The sequence below is a fragment of the Agromyces salentinus genome (assembly GCF_009749395.1).
GTDB lineage: Bacteria > Actinomycetota > Actinomycetes > Actinomycetales > Microbacteriaceae > Agromyces > Agromyces salentinus.
The window spans coordinates 117,485-134,961 of record NZ_WBIR01000005.1; the positions used below are offsets into that span (position 1 = coordinate 117,485).

At 71.1% G+C, this 17,477-nt stretch carries 14 protein-coding genes; 7 read left to right on the plus strand and 7 right to left on the minus strand.

The window, feature by feature from the left end; translation table 11 throughout:
• Positions 1-38 precede the first annotated feature (38 nt).
• Together GQQ95_RS06390 and serS are read right to left on the minus strand one after the other, a co-directional pair.
• Entirely contained in the window at positions 39-872 is an 834-nt protein-coding gene (locus GQQ95_RS06390; RefSeq protein WP_246205210.1) for an HAD family hydrolase, read from the minus strand.
• An 8-nt stretch (positions 873-880) separates the two neighbouring features.
• Entirely contained in the window at positions 881-2,149 is a 1,269-nt protein-coding gene (gene serS / locus GQQ95_RS06395) for a serine--tRNA ligase (RefSeq protein ID WP_157426823.1), read from the minus strand.
• 46 nt (positions 2,150-2,195) lie between these two features.
• On the opposite strand from serS, the gene GQQ95_RS06400 reads away from it, so the two are divergent.
• A complete protein-coding gene (locus GQQ95_RS06400) occupies positions 2,196-3,212 on the plus strand; it encodes a diacylglycerol/lipid kinase family protein (RefSeq protein ID WP_170296991.1) in 1,017 nt (338 codons plus the stop codon).
• Positions 3,213-3,513: 301 nt separating this feature from the next.
• Here GQQ95_RS06400 and GQQ95_RS06405 read toward each other — a convergent pair whose 3' ends face one another.
• Together GQQ95_RS06405 and pheA are read right to left on the minus strand one after the other, a co-directional pair.
• Positions 3,514-4,185, minus strand: coding sequence for a hypothetical protein (locus GQQ95_RS06405; protein WP_157426825.1), 672 nt, complete (start codon positions 4,183-4,185; stop codon positions 3,514-3,516).
• A gap of 64 nt (positions 4,186-4,249) precedes the next feature.
• Entirely contained in the window at positions 4,250-5,206 is a 957-nt protein-coding gene (gene pheA / locus GQQ95_RS06410) for a prephenate dehydratase (protein ID WP_157426826.1), read from the minus strand.
• A 77-nt stretch (positions 5,207-5,283) separates the two neighbouring features.
• Here pheA and GQQ95_RS06415 point away from each other — a divergent pair, with 77 nt between their 5' ends.
• Positions 5,284-6,579: a DUF445 domain-containing protein gene (locus GQQ95_RS06415; RefSeq protein WP_157426827.1), complete on the plus strand. Its 1,296-nt coding sequence runs from the start codon at positions 5,284-5,286 to the stop codon at positions 6,577-6,579.
• A 45-nt stretch (positions 6,580-6,624) separates the two neighbouring features.
• The gene (pgm, locus tag GQQ95_RS06420; RefSeq protein ID WP_157426828.1) at positions 6,625-8,250 is read left to right on the plus strand and encodes a phosphoglucomutase (alpha-D-glucose-1,6-bisphosphate-dependent); all 1,626 of its coding nucleotides are present in this window, start codon (positions 6,625-6,627) and stop codon (positions 8,248-8,250) included.
• Positions 8,251-8,326: 76 nt separating this feature from the next.
• Here the strand turns inward: pgm and GQQ95_RS06425 are convergent, their stop codons facing one another.
• The 3 genes from GQQ95_RS06425 to GQQ95_RS06435 all read right to left on the minus strand — a co-directional run bounded on the left by GQQ95_RS06425 (position 8,327) and on the right by GQQ95_RS06435 (position 12,384).
• A complete protein-coding gene (locus GQQ95_RS06425) occupies positions 8,327-9,997 on the minus strand; it encodes an amidase domain-containing protein (RefSeq protein WP_157426829.1) in 1,671 nt (556 codons plus the stop codon).
• A 98-nt stretch (positions 9,998-10,095) separates the two neighbouring features.
• Positions 10,096-11,535 carry an MFS transporter gene (locus GQQ95_RS06430; protein ID WP_157426830.1) on the minus strand — a complete coding sequence of 480 codons (1,440 nt, stop codon included), beginning with the start codon at positions 11,533-11,535 and terminating at the stop codon, positions 10,096-10,098.
• 27 nt (positions 11,536-11,562) lie between these two features.
• Positions 11,563-12,384, minus strand: a complete 822-nt coding sequence (locus GQQ95_RS06435; RefSeq protein WP_246205212.1) for a M15 family metallopeptidase — start codon at positions 12,382-12,384, stop codon at positions 11,563-11,565.
• 210 nt (positions 12,385-12,594) lie between these two features.
• Between GQQ95_RS06435 and GQQ95_RS06440 the strand changes: the two genes are divergently transcribed.
• From GQQ95_RS06440 to GQQ95_RS06455, 4 genes are all read left to right on the plus strand, one after another.
• Positions 12,595-13,917: an ABC transporter substrate-binding protein gene (locus GQQ95_RS06440; RefSeq protein ID WP_157426831.1), complete on the plus strand. Its 1,323-nt coding sequence runs from the start codon at positions 12,595-12,597 to the stop codon at positions 13,915-13,917.
• 85 nt (positions 13,918-14,002) lie between these two features.
• Positions 14,003-15,166, plus strand: a complete 1,164-nt coding sequence (locus GQQ95_RS06445) for a carbohydrate ABC transporter permease (protein ID WP_157426832.1) — start codon at positions 14,003-14,005, stop codon at positions 15,164-15,166.
• Between the two features lie 50 nt (positions 15,167-15,216).
• Positions 15,217-16,038, plus strand: coding sequence for a carbohydrate ABC transporter permease (locus GQQ95_RS06450; RefSeq protein ID WP_425482561.1), 822 nt, complete (start codon positions 15,217-15,219; stop codon positions 16,036-16,038).
• 2 nt (positions 16,039-16,040) lie between these two features.
• Positions 16,041-17,477 (plus strand): glycoside hydrolase family 1 protein, encoded by a 1,437-nt coding sequence (locus tag GQQ95_RS06455; protein ID WP_425482558.1) that lies wholly within the window; start codon positions 16,041-16,043, stop codon positions 17,475-17,477.

The following is a 17,477-nucleotide window of genomic DNA, read 5'->3' on the forward strand; positions in this document are numbered from 1 at the left end:
TAACTCCGGAAGCCGGGGTTGCGCCGGAAGCCGCCGAATCAGGGCAGCGAGTCGAGCGTCGCGGCGAGGCCGGCCTCGTCGATCGACGCCGTGACCTCGGTCGCGGCGTCCTTGACCTCGTCGGGCGCCTGGCCCATCGCCACGGCGCGGCCCGCCGCCCCGGCCCACGCGAACATCTCGATGTCGTTGCGGCCGTCGCCGACGGCGATGACCCGGTCGAGTTCGTGCCCCTGCCACCCGCGGACCCGCTCGAGCGCCGTCGCCTTGCTGACGCCGTCGGGCGCGATGTCGAGCCAGGCGGTCCAGCCGATCGCGTAGCTGACCTGGTGCAGGCCCATGCCCGCCACGATGTCCATGAACTCGTCGGTGCCGTGCTCGGGCGAGACGACCACGACGCGCGTCGCGCTCGGCACGAAGAGCTCCTCGAACTCGACCTGCCGCGCCGAGTCGAGGTTCCACGTGTCCATGCCGGCCGTGTAGATCCGCTCGCCGTCGGGGAGCTCGACCATGAAGCGTCCGTCGGGCAGGAAGGTGCGGATGCGCTCGAGCGCCCCCGACGGGTCGAACGTCTCGATGTGATCGCGCACGTAGCTCGTCGCCGCCTGGCCGTCGGGTGCCCCGTGGTCGCGCTTCATCGTCACCGCGCCGTTGGCGCACACGACGTACTCGGGCCGCAGGTCGAGCGCGTCGAGCACGCTCGCGGTGCCGGCCCACGAACGACCGGTCGCGATGGTCACCTCGTGTCCGCGGTCACGGGCGGATGCCACGGCGGAGACCACGACGGGGTCGATGGACTCGTCCTCGTGCATGATCGTGCCGTCGACGTCGAGCGCGACGAACCACGGGTCGTCGGTGACGTCGGCAGGCGGCATCCGCTCGCTCATCGCGTGACGGGTTCGAGGACCTCGAGGCCGCCGAGGTACCCGCGGAGCGCCTCGGGCACCAGCACGGAGCCGTCGGCCCGCTGATGCGTCTCGAGGATCGCGACGATCCAGCGGGTCGTGGCGAGCGTGCCGTTGAGGGTCGCGACCGGAGCCGTCCGGCCGGACTCGGTGCGGTGGCGGATGTCGAGCCGGCGCGCCTGGTAGGTCGTGCAGTTCGACGTCGAGGTCAGCTCGCGGTAGGCGCCCTGCGTGGGCACCCAGGCCTCGACGTCGTACTTGCGCGCCGCGCTCGACCCGAGGTCGCCGGCCGCGGTGTCGATCACGCGGTACGAGAGCCCGAGGTCGCGGAGCATGCCCTCCTGCCAGGCGAGCAGCCGCTCGTGCTCGGCCTCGGCGTCGGCCGGGTCGATGTAGCTGAACATCTCGAGCTTGTTGAACTGGTGGACGCGGATGATGCCGCGGGTGTCCTTGCCGCCCGAGCCCGCCTCACGGCGGTAGCAGGTGGACCACCCGGCGTAGCGGATGGGGCCGTTCGACACGTCGATGATCTCGTCGGCGTGGTACCCGGCGAGGGCGACCTCGCTCGTGCCGGTGAGGTAGAGGTCGTCGGCCGGCAGGTGGTAGATCTCGTCGGCGTGGGCGCCGAGGAACCCGGTGCCCTGCATGATCTCGGGCCGCACCAGGGTGGGCGTGATGAGCGGCGTGAAGCCGGCGGCGAGGGCCCGGTCGAGTCCCATGTTCATGATCGCGAGTTCGAGGCGCGCGCCGATGCCCTTGAGGTAGTGGAACCGGGCACCCGACACCTTCGCGCCGCGGGCCATGTCGATCGCGTCGAGGAGCTCCCCGATCTCGAGGTGGTCGCGGGGCTCGAAGTCGAACGTGGGGATCTCGCCGACCTCGCGGAGCAGGACGAAGTCGTCTTCGCCGCCGGCCGGGACGCCCTCGAGCACGATGTTGCCGATGCGCTGGACCGCCGCGGTGAACGCCTCCTCGGCGATCGCGGCGTCGGCGCTGGCCTGCTTCACGCGCGCAGCGAGCTCCTGGGCCTGCGCGACGAGGGCCGCCTTCTCCTCCTTCGGAGCCCGGGCGACCTGCTTGCCGAACGCGTTCTGCTCGGCACGCAGCGACTCGAACGCCGTGATGGCGTGCCTGCGGGCGGAATCCGCGGCCACGGCGTCGTCGACGAGGGCCGGAGACTCCCCTCGGAGCTCCTGCGAATGCTTGATCAGGTCGGGGTTCTCGCGAAGCAGCAGGGGGTCGATCACGCGTGCCAGTCTAACTGCGGGCCCTCGATGGCATACCTTTGGCTGCGTGGCGCGGGGCGAGAAGCAGCAGACGACGGATGCGGCGCACGCGCGCCCGAAGGTCGCGGTGATCTACAACCCGAGCAAGCAGGGCATCGACGAGCTCCGGGCGACCATCGCGAGGATCGCCGACCTGCAGGGATTCGCGTCGCCACTGTGGATCGAGACCACCGTCGCGGACCCGGGAAAGGGCATGGCGATCGAGGCCCGTGAGGCGGGCGTCGACCTCGTGATCGCCGCGGGCGGCGACGGCACCGTGCGATCGGTCGCCGCGGGCCTGCGCGACAGCGGCCTGCCGTTGGGCATCGTGCCGCTCGGGACGGGCAACCTCTTCGCCCGCAACCTCGACATCCCCGTGAACGACGTGCCGGATGCCGTCGTGCTCGCCTTCTCGGGCTTCGCCCGCGCCGTCGACGTCCTGGCGATCGACGTGACCCGGCCCGACGGTGACACCGAGAACCACACGTCGCTCGTGATGTCGGGCATCGGCATCGACGCGGCGATGATCTCGAGCACGAACCCCGAGCTGAAGAAGCGCGTCGGCTGGCTCGCCTACGTCGACGCCGGCCTGCGCGCCCTGCCCGCCTCCAAGCCGTACCGGGCGGTCTACCGCACGGATGCGGGCAAGCTGCACCACTCGAGGGTCTCGACCATCCTCGTCGCGAACCTCGGGTACCTGCCCGGCAACATCGAGCTCATCCCCGGCGCCGAACTCGACGACGGCCGTCTCGACGTCGCCGTGCTCCAGCCTCGCAACTGGATCGGCTGGCTGTTCATCTGGCGCAAGGTTGCCTGGGAGAACCGGGTGCTGAGCAAGAGCGACCTCGGCCGCCAGATCATCGACCTGACGGGCGGCAAGCGACGTCGCGAGATCGTCTACTCGCGCGGGCGCTCGGTCGAGATCGAGATCGTCGAGGGTGCCGAGGAGTTCGAGATCGACGGCGACGAGTTCGGCACCGTCGTCTCGGCGAGGTTCACCGTCGACCCTGCCGCACTCATCGTGCGCGTGCCCTCGCTCGACTGACCCGCCCGGCCGGCAGGGCCGCGTCCGCCCCGTGGCCAGAAGCACCAGACGAACACAAGCGCCAAGGCGGAGGTCGCGGCCAGCACGCCGAGCGCGTTGATGGCCTGGTTCATGGCGTCCAGGGTCATCCACTGCACGTTCAGAGCATTCATCTCCTCGGCCGTCGTACCCTGGCTCGAGCTCAGGGCGTCGTAGCCGTCGGCGACGATCCGTGCGAGTCCCTGCACGGCGAGGATCGAGGCGACGAGCACGACGCCCAGCCCGATCACCGCCGGGTTGCGAAGTGGCTTCGGGCGAGGCATCACGACCGCCGACCCCGTGCGACCTGCACCGACCACAGCGCAAGGACCACGACGATGCCGAGCACACCCGCCTGCACGAGGCCCAAGCCGAGCGCGTGCATCGTGCTCAGGAACGCCTGGTCCTCACCGCCGATGCGGCCGCCCGGCTGCATCTGCTCGAGGTTCACGTTCCAGTAGAGCACCGCGCCGATGAGGACGAAGGCGATGCTCGAGGCGAGCGACACCCAGAACGCGAGCGACGGATGCCGGACGAACGGGGACTCGCTCTCGTGCTCGGCATCGGTGACGGATGCGTCGAGGAGCTCGGCCATGCCGGAGTCGGCATATTGGCCGGCCGCTGCGGGGGGCGCCTCGATGCGCGCGCCCCGGGGCGGTCCGCCGGTCGACCCGACCGCCTCCGACCCGGTTTCCCGGCCGAAGTATGCGAGCAGGGCCGCGGCATGGTCGTGGGCCTGCTCATCCGACACGATCGCGGTGTCGCCTCGCTGCGGCTTCCGGGCGACCGCGGCTTCCGTCGCGGCGGCACGGCCGCCGGGCTCGCGCTCGACGCGCTGCGCCTCGCGAGGGGCCTCGGGCACCGCAGTCGGCACCTCGTGGACGCCCGGCGTGTACCCGCGCTGGTATCTGGGGTCGAACCTCGGGTCGATGGCCCGCGCAGCCTCGTCGCTCATCGCGTGTCCTTCATGCCTGGGCGCCATCGGCGCCGGGTCGGGCCTCCGCCGGGGCGCGGGAACGTCAGTCGGGCTCGCCGCTCAGCAGCCCGCGCAGCCAGTCCCTGGCCTCGATGAAGATCTCGTCATCGTACTTCGCGTGGTACTCGATCTCACGCTGGTCGGCGCGCGGATACGAGCCGAGGAAGATCACGTTCGGGCTCGTGCGGCGAAGGCCGAGCAGCGCGTCGGCGACCCGCTCATCGGCGATGTGCCCGTCGAGGTCGACCACGAACCGGTACCGCCCGAGCGCGTCGCCGATCGGACGGGACTCCAGCAGGGACAGGTTCACGCCACGCGTCGAGAACTGCTCGAGCATCGCGAGCAGCGCACCGGGCTCATCGCTCGGCAGCTCGACGATGAGGCTCGTCTTGTCGGCACCGGTCGGCTCGGGGAGCACGCGCGAGCGCGAGACGAGCACGAAGCGGGTCACGGCGTTGGGGTTGTCGCCGATCTCGCGGGCGAGCACCGCCACGTCGTGGTGCTCGGTGATGCCGGGAGGTGCGACCGCGGCATCCGCTGCGCAGTCGGGGTCGAAGAGCGAGGACGCGGCCTGCACGTTGCTCGAGGAGGGGATGTGCCCGTGCTCGGGCAGGTGGCGCTCGAGCCAGCCGCGCGACTGCGCGTAGGCGACGGGGTGCGCGTTGACGACCCGGACGTCCTCGAGCGCGGTTCCGGGCCGTGCGACGAGGACGAAGTTCACGGGCACGAGCACCTCGCTCACGATGCGGAGGCCGGGCACCGTGGCCAGTGCGTCCTGGGTGGCCGAGACGCCGCCCTCGATGGAGTTCTCGATCGCGATCATCGCGGCGACGGAGCGGCCGCTCGTGACATCGGCCAGGGCCTCGCCCACGTTGTTGACCGAGCGCCAGGGCCTGCCCGCGGCCTCGGGAACCTGCTTCAGCGCGGCCTCGGTGAAGGTGCCGGCCGGCCCGAGGTACGAGTACGTCTCGTCGGGGGGCGTGGCTGCGGCATCCGTCATGCCGCAAGCCTAGCCACCGGGGGCGGGCGCGAACGGCTAGCGTCGAAGGGGTCCGCGACCCGTGATCGGAGGATGCGATGACCTCGACCCTGGAACGGCCGCGCCCCCGCCCGCGCGCCGCCGTGCCGACCGACGCCGAACGACTCGTGGCGCTGCGGCGCATGAAGCGGTTCGCGACGAGCCTGCTCGCCATCTCGGCGGTCGTGTTCGCCGTGTCCTTCGCGCTGCAGGACCAGGTGCCCTGGCTGGCGTACGTGCGGGCCGCCGCCGAGGGCGCGATGGTGGGCGCGCTCGCCGACTGGTTCGCGGTCACGGCGCTGTTCCGGCATCCGCTCGGCATCCCGATCCCGCACACCGCGATCATCCCGACCCGCAAGGACGAGATCGGCGCGAGCCTCGGCGCGTTCGTCGAGCACGAGTTCCTCTCCGACGAGGTGGTGCTCGGAAAGCTGCGGTCCATGGGCATCGCCCGACGCCTCGGCAGCTGGCTCGCCACCCCCGCGAACGCCGAACGGGTCACGGCCGAGGCCTCCGTCGCCGGACGGGGCCTGCTCGCCCTGCTCGGCGACGACGACGTCGAGGACGTGATCGAGCGACTCGCGCGCCGGCACCTGTTCGAGCCCGAATGGGCGCCCTCCATCGGCCGGGTGGGCGCGCGGCTCGTCGCCGCCGACCAGCAGCGGGCGGCCGTCGACGCGCTGCTCGAGAAGGCCGAGGACTGGCTCGAGGCGCATCCCGAGGCGTTCGGAAACATGGTCTCCGACCGCCTGCCGAAGTGGATGCCGGGGTTCGTCGATCGCTTCGTGGACGACCGGGCGTCCCGCGAGGTGCTGGCCCTCGTCCGCGCCGTGCGGAGCGACCCGGCGCATCCGGCGCGCGAGGCGATCGACCGCTACCTCGCCGACCTCGCCGACTCGCTGCAGCACGATCCGCAGACGATCGAGCGCGTCGAGGCGCTGAAGGCCGAGCTGCTCGCGAGCCCGCGGCTGCGCGAGTTCGCCGGCGAGGCCTGGGCGAGCGTGAAGGAGTCCCTCGAGGCGGCCCTCGCCGATCCCGGGAGCGACCTCCGCGCGAGCCTGACCTCGGCGGTGGCCGAGGTCGGCACGCGACTCGTGACCGACGAGCACCTCTCCGTGAAGGTCGACACGTGGGTGACCAAGGCCGCGGGGTACGTCGTGCGCAGGTACCGGCACGAGGTCGCCGACGTCATCACCGAGACCGTCGAGCGCTGGGACCCCGCGGAGACCACCGGCAAGCTCGAGCTCCAGGTCGGCCGCGACCTGCAGTTCATCCGCATCAACGGCACCGTCGTCGGCGCCCTGGCCGGCCTCGCGATCTTCACGGTCGCCTCCGGCCTGCAAGCGCTGTTCTGAGCATCACCCGGTGACGCGGGCACCGCCCGCTGACAGACTGGAGGCATGCACGCACGCGCGGGAACCCAGGCCACCGAATCCGACCTCATCGACGTCGAAGCGCTCGTGAGGGCCTACTACGAGCAGACACCGGATGCTGCGGTGCCCGAGCAGCGCGTCGCGTTCGGCACCTCGGGGCATCGTGGCTCCTCGTTCTCGACGAGCTTCAACGAGCACCACATCCTCGCGATCACGCAGGCCATCGTCGAGTACCGCACCGCGCAGGGCATCACGGGGCCGCTCTTCATCGGCTCCGACACGCACGCCCTGAGCGCGCCGGCGCAGACCACCGCGCTCGATGTGCTCGTCGGCAACGGCGTGCGGGTGCTCGTCGACCAGTACGACGACTACGTGCCCACCCCCGCGCTGTCCCACGCGATCCTCACGTGGAACAACGACCCCGCCAAGCGCGCCGAGGGCGAGGCCGACGGCATCGTCATCACGCCCTCGCACAACCCGCCGCAGGACGGCGGCTTCAAGTACAACCCGCCGCACGGCGGTCCGGCCGACTCCGACGCCACCGGCTGGATCGCGAACCGGGCCAACGAGCTCATCGCGGGCGGCCTGCGCGAGGTGAAGCAGGCCGAGCCGAGCGCCGTCGAGACCTACGACTTCCGCACGGCCTACGTCGCCGACCTCGCGAACATCATCGACTTCGACGCCATCCGCTCGGCGGGCGTGAAGATCGGCGCCGACCCGCTGGGCGGGGCATCCGTCAACTACTGGGCGGCGATCCGCGACGCGTACGACCTGGACCTCACCGTCGTCAACGAGCGGGTCGACCCCGCGTGGTCGTTCATGACGCTCGACTGGGACGGCAAGATCCGCATGGACCCGTCGTCGCCGAGCGCGATGGCCTCGGTGCTCGCGCACTCGGGCTACGACATCCTGACGGGCAACGACGCCGACGCCGACCGGCACGGCATCGTCACGCCCGACGGCGGGCTCATGAACCCCAACCACTACCTCGCGGTCGCGATCGAGTACCTGTTCGCTCATCGCCCCGAATGGCGAGCGGATGCCGCGATCGGCAAGACCCTCGTCTCGAGCTCGATGATCGACCGGGTCGCCGCGGCCCTCGACCGCCGCCTCTGGGAGGTGCCGGTCGGCTTCAAGTGGTTCGTGCCCGGCCTCGTCGACGGGTCGGTCGGCTTCGGCGGCGAGGAGAGCGCGGGCGCGTCCTTCCTCCGCTTCGACGGCACCGTCTGGACGACCGACAAGGACGGCATCCTGCTGTGCCTGCTCGCGTCCGAGATCCGCGCGGTCACCGGCCGCTCGCCCTCCGAGCTCTACGCCGACCTCGTCGAGCGCTTCGGCGACCCCGCCTACGAGCGCAAGGATGCCGCGGCGACCCCCGCGCAGAAGGCGGCGCTCGGCAAGCTCACCGGCGACGCGATCACCGCGACCGAACTCGCCGGCCAGCCGATCACGGCCAAGCTCTCGAAGGCGCCCGGCAACGACGCGGCCATCGGCGGCGTCAAGGTCCAGACGGCCGACGCCTGGTTCGCGGCGCGCCCGAGCGGCACCGAGGACGTCTACAAGATCTACGCGGAGTCCTTCAAGGGCGCCGACCACCTCGCGCAGGTGCAGGAGGAGGCCAAGCGCGTCGTCGACGCGGCGCTCGGCGGCTGACGCGGTTCGCACCGACGGGGAACGCCCGGCCGAGCAGAGCTCGACCGGGCGTTCTGCGCCTGCGCGCGGCATCCGATCAGTGGATCGAGAAGTACGTGACCGAGCCGCCGCCGGACGCCAGGGCCACGTCGACATCCCAGAAGTCGATGTCCTTGGTGTGGCCGCCGACCCAGACCTTCGTGCCGGCGTCGGTGTGCTCGACGCGAGTGACGACGGCCGTGTGGTCACGGTCGCCCGAGGAGTCCCAGTCGAACTGGGCGATGTCGCCCACCTTGACCTGGGCGCGCTGCGAGTCGTCGAGGGCGGTCGCGCGAGCGGGCTGGCCCAGGAGGTAGTCGCGCAGCGCGGTCGAGCTCGACCAGCTCGAGGACATCGTGCCGGTGCCGCCGTCGTAGAACCAGCCGGCGTCCATCGCCCAGCCGCGGGCGATGAGCGACTGGCTGGCGAAGTTCGCGCAGTCGACGCCGCCGAACACCGGGTACTGGGCCGAGTTGTAGCTGCTCCAGTAGGTGAGCACGTACTGCAGCTGCGCGTCGATGCCGGGGTCGCTGGTGTACGTGAGCACGAGCGGCTCGGCCGGCTTCTCACCGGCGGCGAGCTCCTGCTGCACCTCGGTCGCGTCGGCCGACGAGATCAGCGAGGCGACCGTGGTCGCGGCCGTCGAGGCGGGCGCCTCCGTCGTGACGACCTCGACCGGCTCGCCGTCGGCATCGGCCATCGTCACGTCGACGGCAGCACCGGCAGAGCCCTCGGCGACGGCCGGCACCTGGAAGGTGATCTTCGCGTCGTCGGCGGCGACGATCGTCGCCGGGGTGGACCCCACGGTCACGGAGGCGACCTCGTCCAGCGAGCGGCCCTGCACGGTGACCTGCGTCCCGCCGGTGAAGGGCGCGGCCTCGGTGGAGAGCCCGCTCGTGATCGCCGGGCGTGCCTCCGCCTCGGGGGCGGGCGTGATCGAGTCGAGGGCGGCGGCGTCGATCGAGTCGGCGTCGGCGGTCGAGGTCGCCTGGGCGGTCGAGTTCGCGTTCGCGGAGTCGCCACGGGCCAGCGAGTCGGATGCATCGGCGTCGGCGGCCGGGAGGATCGCGCCGAACGCACTGAGCCCGATGAACGCCACGGCCGATCCGAGCGCGGCCGTCCGCCGCACCGAGGCGCCCGCGCCGCCCTTGCCCGCGCCGGTCCGGCCGGCAGCCGCGGTGGGCGCACCCGCGACCGCGCGCCGGTTGCGGATCCGCTCCGCGCGGTGGCGCGGCGCGGACGCCGCACCGCGATCGGTCGCGGCCGTCGAGGCGGTGGTCGCGGCGGTGGTCGCAGCATCCGAGCCGCGGCCCGAGCGGTCGCCGCGCTCCTCGGGACGGTCCAGTTCGTCTGGACGGTCGAGGTCGTCGGGGTGGTCGAGCTCATCCAGGTGGTCGAGTTCCTCCGGCAGGTCGAACCCGCCGCGCGGGTCGACCGTGACGACCTCGGTCGCACCCTCGATCACGTCCGCGCCGTCGGCCGGCACGACGGTCACCTCGAGCGTCGACTCCGCGGCCGTCGGCTCCGTCACGGATCCGGCCGCAGTCGCGGCATCCGGCGCGTCGGCGGTCGTCGCGAAGCCCTCGGCGGTGGGCACGACGGAACCGCCGGAGGGCTTGGAACGGGCGCGGCGTCGACGCTTCGACGGCTCGTGCTGGTCGTCGGGTTCGATCGAGGGGGCCTGGAAGGTGGCGCGGCGGAGGACGGGGAGATCGGAGGGAGTGAGCAAACCGTGGAGTTTCGTGTCGGCAGAAAGGGGGACCCCCAGCCCAACACGTCAGTTTGTGAGGATCCCTCTTGAACGCTGGGAGACGTATGGGAGCGCGTTCACGCCGCCTGCGCCCGTCGCTGCGCCATGATCCGGAGGCCGACGACCGCGAGCGGCACCAGCACGAGCAGTGCCACCACATTCACGCCCGCGAACCCGAACGCGCCGAGGACGAGCCCCGAGAGCGCGGCCGACAGCGCCGCGGCGAGGTTCATCGCGGCATCCGTCGCGCCCTGCAACGGCACGCGGATGCGGGCCTCGACCGACGTCGTCACGAGCGTGGAACCGCCGATCATGCCGGCCGACCAGCCGAGCCCGAGCAGCCCGAGCGCGAGCGGCACGAGGAGCAGGTCGTCGCCAGGCGCGAGGATCCCGATGACCGCGGCGACGACGAGGATCGCCGAGCCCATGAGGATGACGCGCACGGACCCGATGCGATCGACGAGCCAGCCCATGAGCGGGCTCGCGCCATACATGCCGAGGATGTGGAGGCTGATCACGAGCCCGACGAGGTTCAGCGAGAGGCCGTGGGCGACCATGTGCACGGGCGTCATGACCATCACGCCCACCATCACGGTGTGCGAGCAGACGATCGCGAGGATCGCGAACAGCGCGCGCGGCTCGCGCACGGCGATGCGCATCGCCATCAGCGAACCCACGGATGCCGCGGGCGCGGCGCCCGTCGCATCCACGATGTCGACCCCCTCGTCGGGCCTCCGGCCACCGGGGCCGTCGCCCTGGAGCGCCTCGTCCGGCGCGGCCCCCGCGGCCGCATCCACGGTCGCATCGTCGGTCGCGGCGCGTTCGGTCGTGGCCGCCCCTTCGATCGGCGCCACGGCGGGATCGGTCGCGAGCACGCCGGCCGGCGGCATCCGGAGCAGCGTCGCCACCAGGATCGTCGAGATCGCGAACGCGCAGGCCGAGAAGATGAACGGGCCGACGAGGTACGGCAGGCCGAGGGCGACGCCGACCCGATCGCCCGACTCCGAGAGCAGCGGACCGGCGACGGAGCCGATGGTCGTCGCCCAGAGCACGAGCGACATGGAGCGCGCCTCGAAGCCGGGGGCGGCGACCTCGGTCGCGGCGAACCGCGCCTGCAGGCCGGCCGCCGAACCCGCGCCGAACGCCGCGAGGCCGAGGAACACCAGCGGAGCCGCACCGGTCGTGGCCGCGGCGATCACGAGCAGCGCGCCGACCACCGCGAGGCCGTAGCCGACGGCGAGCGAGACGTGCCGACCCGAGCGCACGGCGAGCTTCGCGAGCGGGATCGCCACGATCGCCGCCCCCAGCACGCTCGAGGACTGCGCGAGGCCGCCCATGGCGACCACGCCCGTCAGGTCGGCGACGAGGATCGCCGCGAGCGCCATTCCCGAGGCCACGCCGATGCCCGCGAGCAGCTGGTTCACGATGAGCACCGTCAGCGCGACGCCCCGGCGCGGCTCGCGGCGACGCGCGGCGCTCGCGCGCGACATCCGCTCGGCCATCGCCCCGTCGCTCATCGGCCGCCCACCATCACCCGGCGCCGGTCACCGCGTGCTGAGCGGAACGCTCGGCAGCCCGAAGAACTCCTCGAGCGTCGTGAACCCGGTGTCGTGCATCTCGGTCGCGAGCTCGACGCCGACGTACCGGAAGTGCCAGGCCTCGTGGGGGTAGCCGGTCACGTCGACCTTGTCGGCCGGATAGCGCAGCAGGTAGCCGAACCGGTAGGCGTTCGCCCGCAGCCACTCCCCCTCGGGGCTCGTCTCGAGGCATTCGAAGGTGCAGCCGTTCTCGGCGCCGATGTCGATCGCGAGCCCCGTCTGGTGCTCGCTGGCACCGGGGGGCGCGGTCGTGGGATCGTCGCCGGCGCCGTAGAGGTCGACCTGCGTGGAGTAGCTGCGGTAGGCGCTGTTCGAGGCGAGGTACAGGCCCGCCTCGTCGGCGGCGGCCTGGAACATCGCGGCGGCGGCGTCGGAGGCCTCCTGCCGCATCATCGGCTCCCAGGTGTGGGGCACCGGCACGTCGACGAGCTCGGGCTCGTAGTCCTGGGGGTTCAGCGGTCGCAGCTTGTTGACGACGACCCAGATGCTCGCCGGGTCGTCGATCGAGAGCGCGGCCTTGTCGAAGGTGTCGACCGCGGCCGGTGCGGCGGGCGCCTCGGGCTCGGGCCGGGGCGCCTGCGTCGCGCCATCGACGCCGGTCACGGAGGACCCGTCGGCTCCGGAGGACCCGGCGGACGCGTCGGCCCCGGTGACCGCCCCGATCACGACGGCCGCGATGGCGACGAGCACGAGGCTCAGCCCGCCGGCGAGCTGCAGGCGACGGCGCTGGACGCCCTCGGAGAGCGGTTCGCGGTCGACGTCAGGCACCGTCCGAGTCTACGCGGCGGCATCCGGACCGATCCTGAGCGCGCCCGCCTCGTCACGGTTCGGTAACGACACGCCCGCGTGAGAGCGCTCTCTTGACAGCGCATGTTTCGGGTGCGTAAAGTCTCCGACGAAACGTGAGAGCGCTCTCACGCGAATGTCTGAGAGCGCTCTCTCCGCCACATTCCGTCCCACGCACACAAAGGAGTGACCGTGAAGCTTTCACGACGCACCAGGGTTGCCGCAGCCGTCGCAGGCGCCGCATCCATCGCTCTCCTCGCAACCGCCTGTTCCACCGGCGGCGGCGAAGAAGGCAGCAGCGACGAGCCCATCACGCTGACCGTCACCACGTTCGGCACGCAGGGCCTCGACGACCTCTACGCGCAGTACGAGGCCGACAACCCTAACATCACCATCAAGGCGACGAACATCGACACCGGTGGAAACGCCCTCACCGACTGGCAGACCAAGCAGGCCGCCGGCGCCGGGCTCCCCGACGTCCAGGCCGTCGAGGAAGGCTGGCTCAGCAAGGTCATGCAGGTGAGCGACTCGTTCACCGACCTGAGCGAGTACGGCGCCGAGGACACGGCCGACCAGTGGGTCGACTGGAAGGTCAAGCAGGCCACCGACGCCGACGGCCGCATCATCGGCTACGGCACCGACATCGGCCCGGAGGGCCTGTGCTTCAACGGCGCGCTCTTCGAGGCCGCCGGCCTCCCGAGCGACCGTGAGGGCGTCGCGGCGCTCTTCGGCGGCGAGGACGCCACCTGGGAGAAGTTCTTCGAGGTCGGCAAGGAGTACACCGACAAGACCGGCAAGGCGTTCTACGACCAGTCCGGCTTCGTCTGGAACTCCATGGTCAACCAGCTTCCCGAGGGCTACTACACCGCCGACGGCGAGCTGAACGTCGAGGGCAACAAGGAGCTCGAGGCCCGCTGGGCGCTCCTCGCCGAGGGTGCGGCCAACGGCCTCTCGTCGGCACAGACGCAGTGGGACTGGGGTGGAGGCAAGGCCTTCACCGACGGCTCCTTCGCGACCTTCGTCTGCCCGGGCTGGATGCTCGGCGTGGTCAAGGGCCAGGTCGAGGCCGGCGGCGGCGACGCCAGCACCGGCTGGGACTTCGCCGACGTCTTCCCCGGCGGCGCAGCCAACTGGGGCGGCGCGTTCCTGACCGTTCCCACCACCTCGAAGCACCCGGCGGAGGCCGCCGACCTGGCAGCCTTCCTCACCAACGCGCAGTCGCAGGTCGCCTCCTTCCAGGCGGCGGGCGCCTTCCCGAGCAACATCGAGGCGCAGAGCGACGCCGGCGTGACCGGCGAGAGCGACCTCACGGCGTTCTTCAACGACGCTCCCATCGGTGAGATCCTCGCCGCCCGCGCCGAAGGCGTCGTGGCCCAGTACAAGGGCCCGGACGACTCGGTCATCCAGGAGCAGGTCTTCGGCCCCTCGGTGCAGGAGCTCGACTCCGGCAAGGCCGACGGCCCGACCGCATGGCAGCACGCGATCGACCTGCTGAACGAACTGGTCTCCGAGTAAGTCTCCTCGGACCTCACGACCGGGCCCGGCGGATCCATCCGTCGGGCCCGGTCCCCGAAACACCCGCATCCAGACAGGCGAGAAGATGACCTCGACACTCACCCCTTCGGCCGAGACGCCGACGCCGACGCCCAGGCCGGCCCCGGCGAAGCAGCGCCCCGAGTTCCGCCGCAAGCTGTCCCGCTTCGACGTGAAGTACTCCCCCTACTTCTACGTGGCACCCTTCTTCGTGCTGTTCGGGCTCGTCGGCCTCTTCCCCCTCGTCTACACGTTCGTCGTCTCCCTGAACGACTGGAACCTGCTGACCGGCCCCGGCGAATGGGTCGGCCTCGAGAACTTCACGACGGAACTGTCGAGTCCTCTCTTCTGGAACTCCCTGTTCAACACCTTCAGCATCTTCCTGCTGTCGGCCGTGCCCCAGCTCATCGCGGCCGTCATCATCGCCGCCGTGCTCGACCAGAACCTCCGCGCGAAGACGTTCTGGCGGCTCTCGGTGATCCTGCCCTACATCGTCACGCCCGTCGCCGTGACCCTCATCTTCAGCAACATCTTCGGCGAGAAGTACGGTCTCGTGAACAACATGCTCGACGTGATCGGGCTCGACCCGGTCATGTGGAAGACCGAGACCCTCCCCTCCCACATCGCCATCGCGACCATGGTCAACTGGCGCTGGACCGGCTACAACGCCCTCATCCTCCTGGCCGCCATGCAGGCCGTGCCGAGGGACGTGCACGAGTCCGCCGCGCTCGACGGCGCCGGCGCCGCCCGCCGCTTCTTCTCGATCACCATCCCGAGCATCCGGCCCACGCTGATCTTCGTCATCATCACCGCCACCATCGGCGGACTCCAGATCTTCACCGAGCCGAAGCTGTTCAACGCCACGAGCTCGATCCCCGGCGGCCCGCAGCGCCAGTACCAGACGACCGTGCTCTACCTCTGGGACCTCGCGTTCAACCGGCAGGAATTCGGCCGGGCCTCGGCCGTGGCCTGGATCCTCTTCCTCATCATCGTCGCGTTCGGCCTCCTGAACTTCTGGCTCTCGCGCCGCATCGCATCCAGCGAGGCCCGTTCCATCAAGAAGCGCAGCTCCAAGCGGCTCGCCCGCTATCGCACGCAGCGCGAGGCCGAGATCGACACCCTCGTCGCCGTCCCCGGCGCCTTCGCACCCGGAGAGACCCCGATCCCGCTCGAACGCGACGACGACCCGGACGATCGCCCGGGCACGACCGACAAGGAGGGCGCACGATGAGCGCCGCGACCGAGAACCGCATCGACCGGAAGCTCCGGTACGGGCGCGGCATGGGCATCGAGCGTCGCCCCGGCTGGCTCGCCTACACCCTGATCGGCGTCATCTTCGTCGGCGGCGCCTATCCCCTGTGGTGGTCGTTCATCATCGGGTCCTCCGACAAGTCGGTCCTGGCCGACACCTGGCCGCCCCTGCTGCCCGGCGGACAGTTCTGGATCAACGTCGGCGAGGTGTTCGACACCATCCCGTTCTGGCTCGCGCTCGGCAACAGCATCATCGTCTCGAGCGTCATCACGATCTCCGTGATCCTGTTCTCGACGCTCGCGGGCTACGCGTTCGCGAAGCTGAAGTTCCGTGGCCGCGAGGGCCTCATGGTGTTCGTCATCGCCACGCTCGCGGTGCCGACGCAGCTCGGCATCATCCCCCTCTTCATGCTCATGAAGGACTTCGGCTGGACCGGTACGCTCGGCGCGGTCATCATCCCGACCCTCGTCACGGCCTTCGGCGTGTTCTTCATGCGGCAGTACCTCGTCGACGTCATCCCCGACGAGCTCATCGAGGCCGCCCGCATGGACGGCGCGAGCATGATCAGCACGTTCTGGCACGTGGGCGTCCCCGCCGCGCGGCCGGCGATGGCCATCCTCGGCCTGTTCACCTTCATGACGGCGTGGACCGACTACCTCTGGCCGCTGCTCGTCGTGCCGCAGAACCCGACGCTCCAGGTGGCCCTCAGCCAGCTGCAGTCGGCGCGCTACGTCGACTACTCGGTGGTCCTCGCGGGCGCCGTGCTCGCAACGCTTCCGCTGCTCGTGCTCTTCGTGCTGGCAGGCAAGCAACTCGTTTCCGGAATCATGGCAGGAGCAGTGAAGGGTTGAACGTGAACACCTTCCCCAAGGACTTCATCTGGGGCTCGGCGACCGCCGCAGCCCAGATCGAGGGCGCGGCGCACGAGGGCGGCAAGGAGGACTCGATCTGGGACGCGTACGCACGCCTCCCCCAGGCGGTCGCCGGCGGCGACTCCCCCGAGCGCGGCGTGGACCACTACCACCGCATGCCCGAGGATGTCGCGCTCATGAAGCGGCTCGGACTCGACTCCTACCGGTTCTCGACCTCCTGGGCGCGCGTCGTCCCCGGCGGCCGGTCCGTCAACCAGGAGGGCCTCGACTTCTACTCGCGCCTCGTCGACGAGCTGCTCGGCGCAGGGGTGCTGCCCTGGCTGACGCTCTACCACTGGGACCTCCCGCAGGCACTCCAGGAGCGCGGCGGCTGGACCAACCGCGACACCGCGTACCGGTTCGCCGACTACGCCGAGGCCGTCTACGGCGCGCTCGGCGATCGGGTCTCGCACTGGACCACCTTCAACGAGCCGCTCTGCTCCTCGCTCATCGGCTACGTCGGCGGCGAGCACGCGCCCGGCCTCACCGACCCGGCCGCAGGCCTGGCCGCCGTGCACCACCAGCACCTCGCGCACGGCCTCGCCGTGCAGCGGCTCCGAGGGCTCGCGGATGCCGCGGGGCGCGACATCCAGGCGGGCATCACGCTCAACCTCACCAATGCCGTGCCGAACGACCCGACGGACCCCGTCGACCTGGAGGCGGCGCGCCGCATCGACGCCCTCTGGAACCGGATGTTCCTGGAGCCCATGCTCCTCGGCGCCTATCCGGCCGACCTCCTCGAGGACGTGCGCGACTACGGCCTCGCGGCGCGCATCCAGGACGGCGACCTCGAGGTCATCGCCCAGCCGATCGACTTCCTCGGCGTGAACCACTACCACGACGACAACGTGTCGGGGCATCCGCTGCCCGCCGACGCGGTGCCCGGCCTGCGGCCGACGCCGAAGCCCGGCCGCTCGCCGTTCCCCGGCAGCGAGTTCGTGACGATGCCGACGCGCGGGCTCCCCCGCACGGCGATGGACTGGGAGGTGCACCCGCAGGGACTGCACACGCTGCTCGTGCGCCTCGGCGCCGAGTACCCGAACCTGCCCCCGCTCTACGTGACCGAGAACGGCGCCGCCTACGACGGCGACGTCGTCACCGCCGAGGGCGCCGTGCACGACCCCGAGCGCACGGCGTACATCCTCGCCCACATCGAGGCGGTCGGCCGTGCCATCGAGGACGGCGCCGACGTCCGCGGCTACTTCGTGTGGTCACTGCTCGACAACTTCGAGTGGGCATGGGGCTACGAGAAGCGCTTCGGCATCGTGCACGTCGACTACGACACGATGGTGCGCACGCCCAAGGACAGCGCCCTCGCGTTCGCGAAGCACATCGAGGACACGAAGCTCGCGGCATCCGCTGCGGCTATCGTGGGGTGA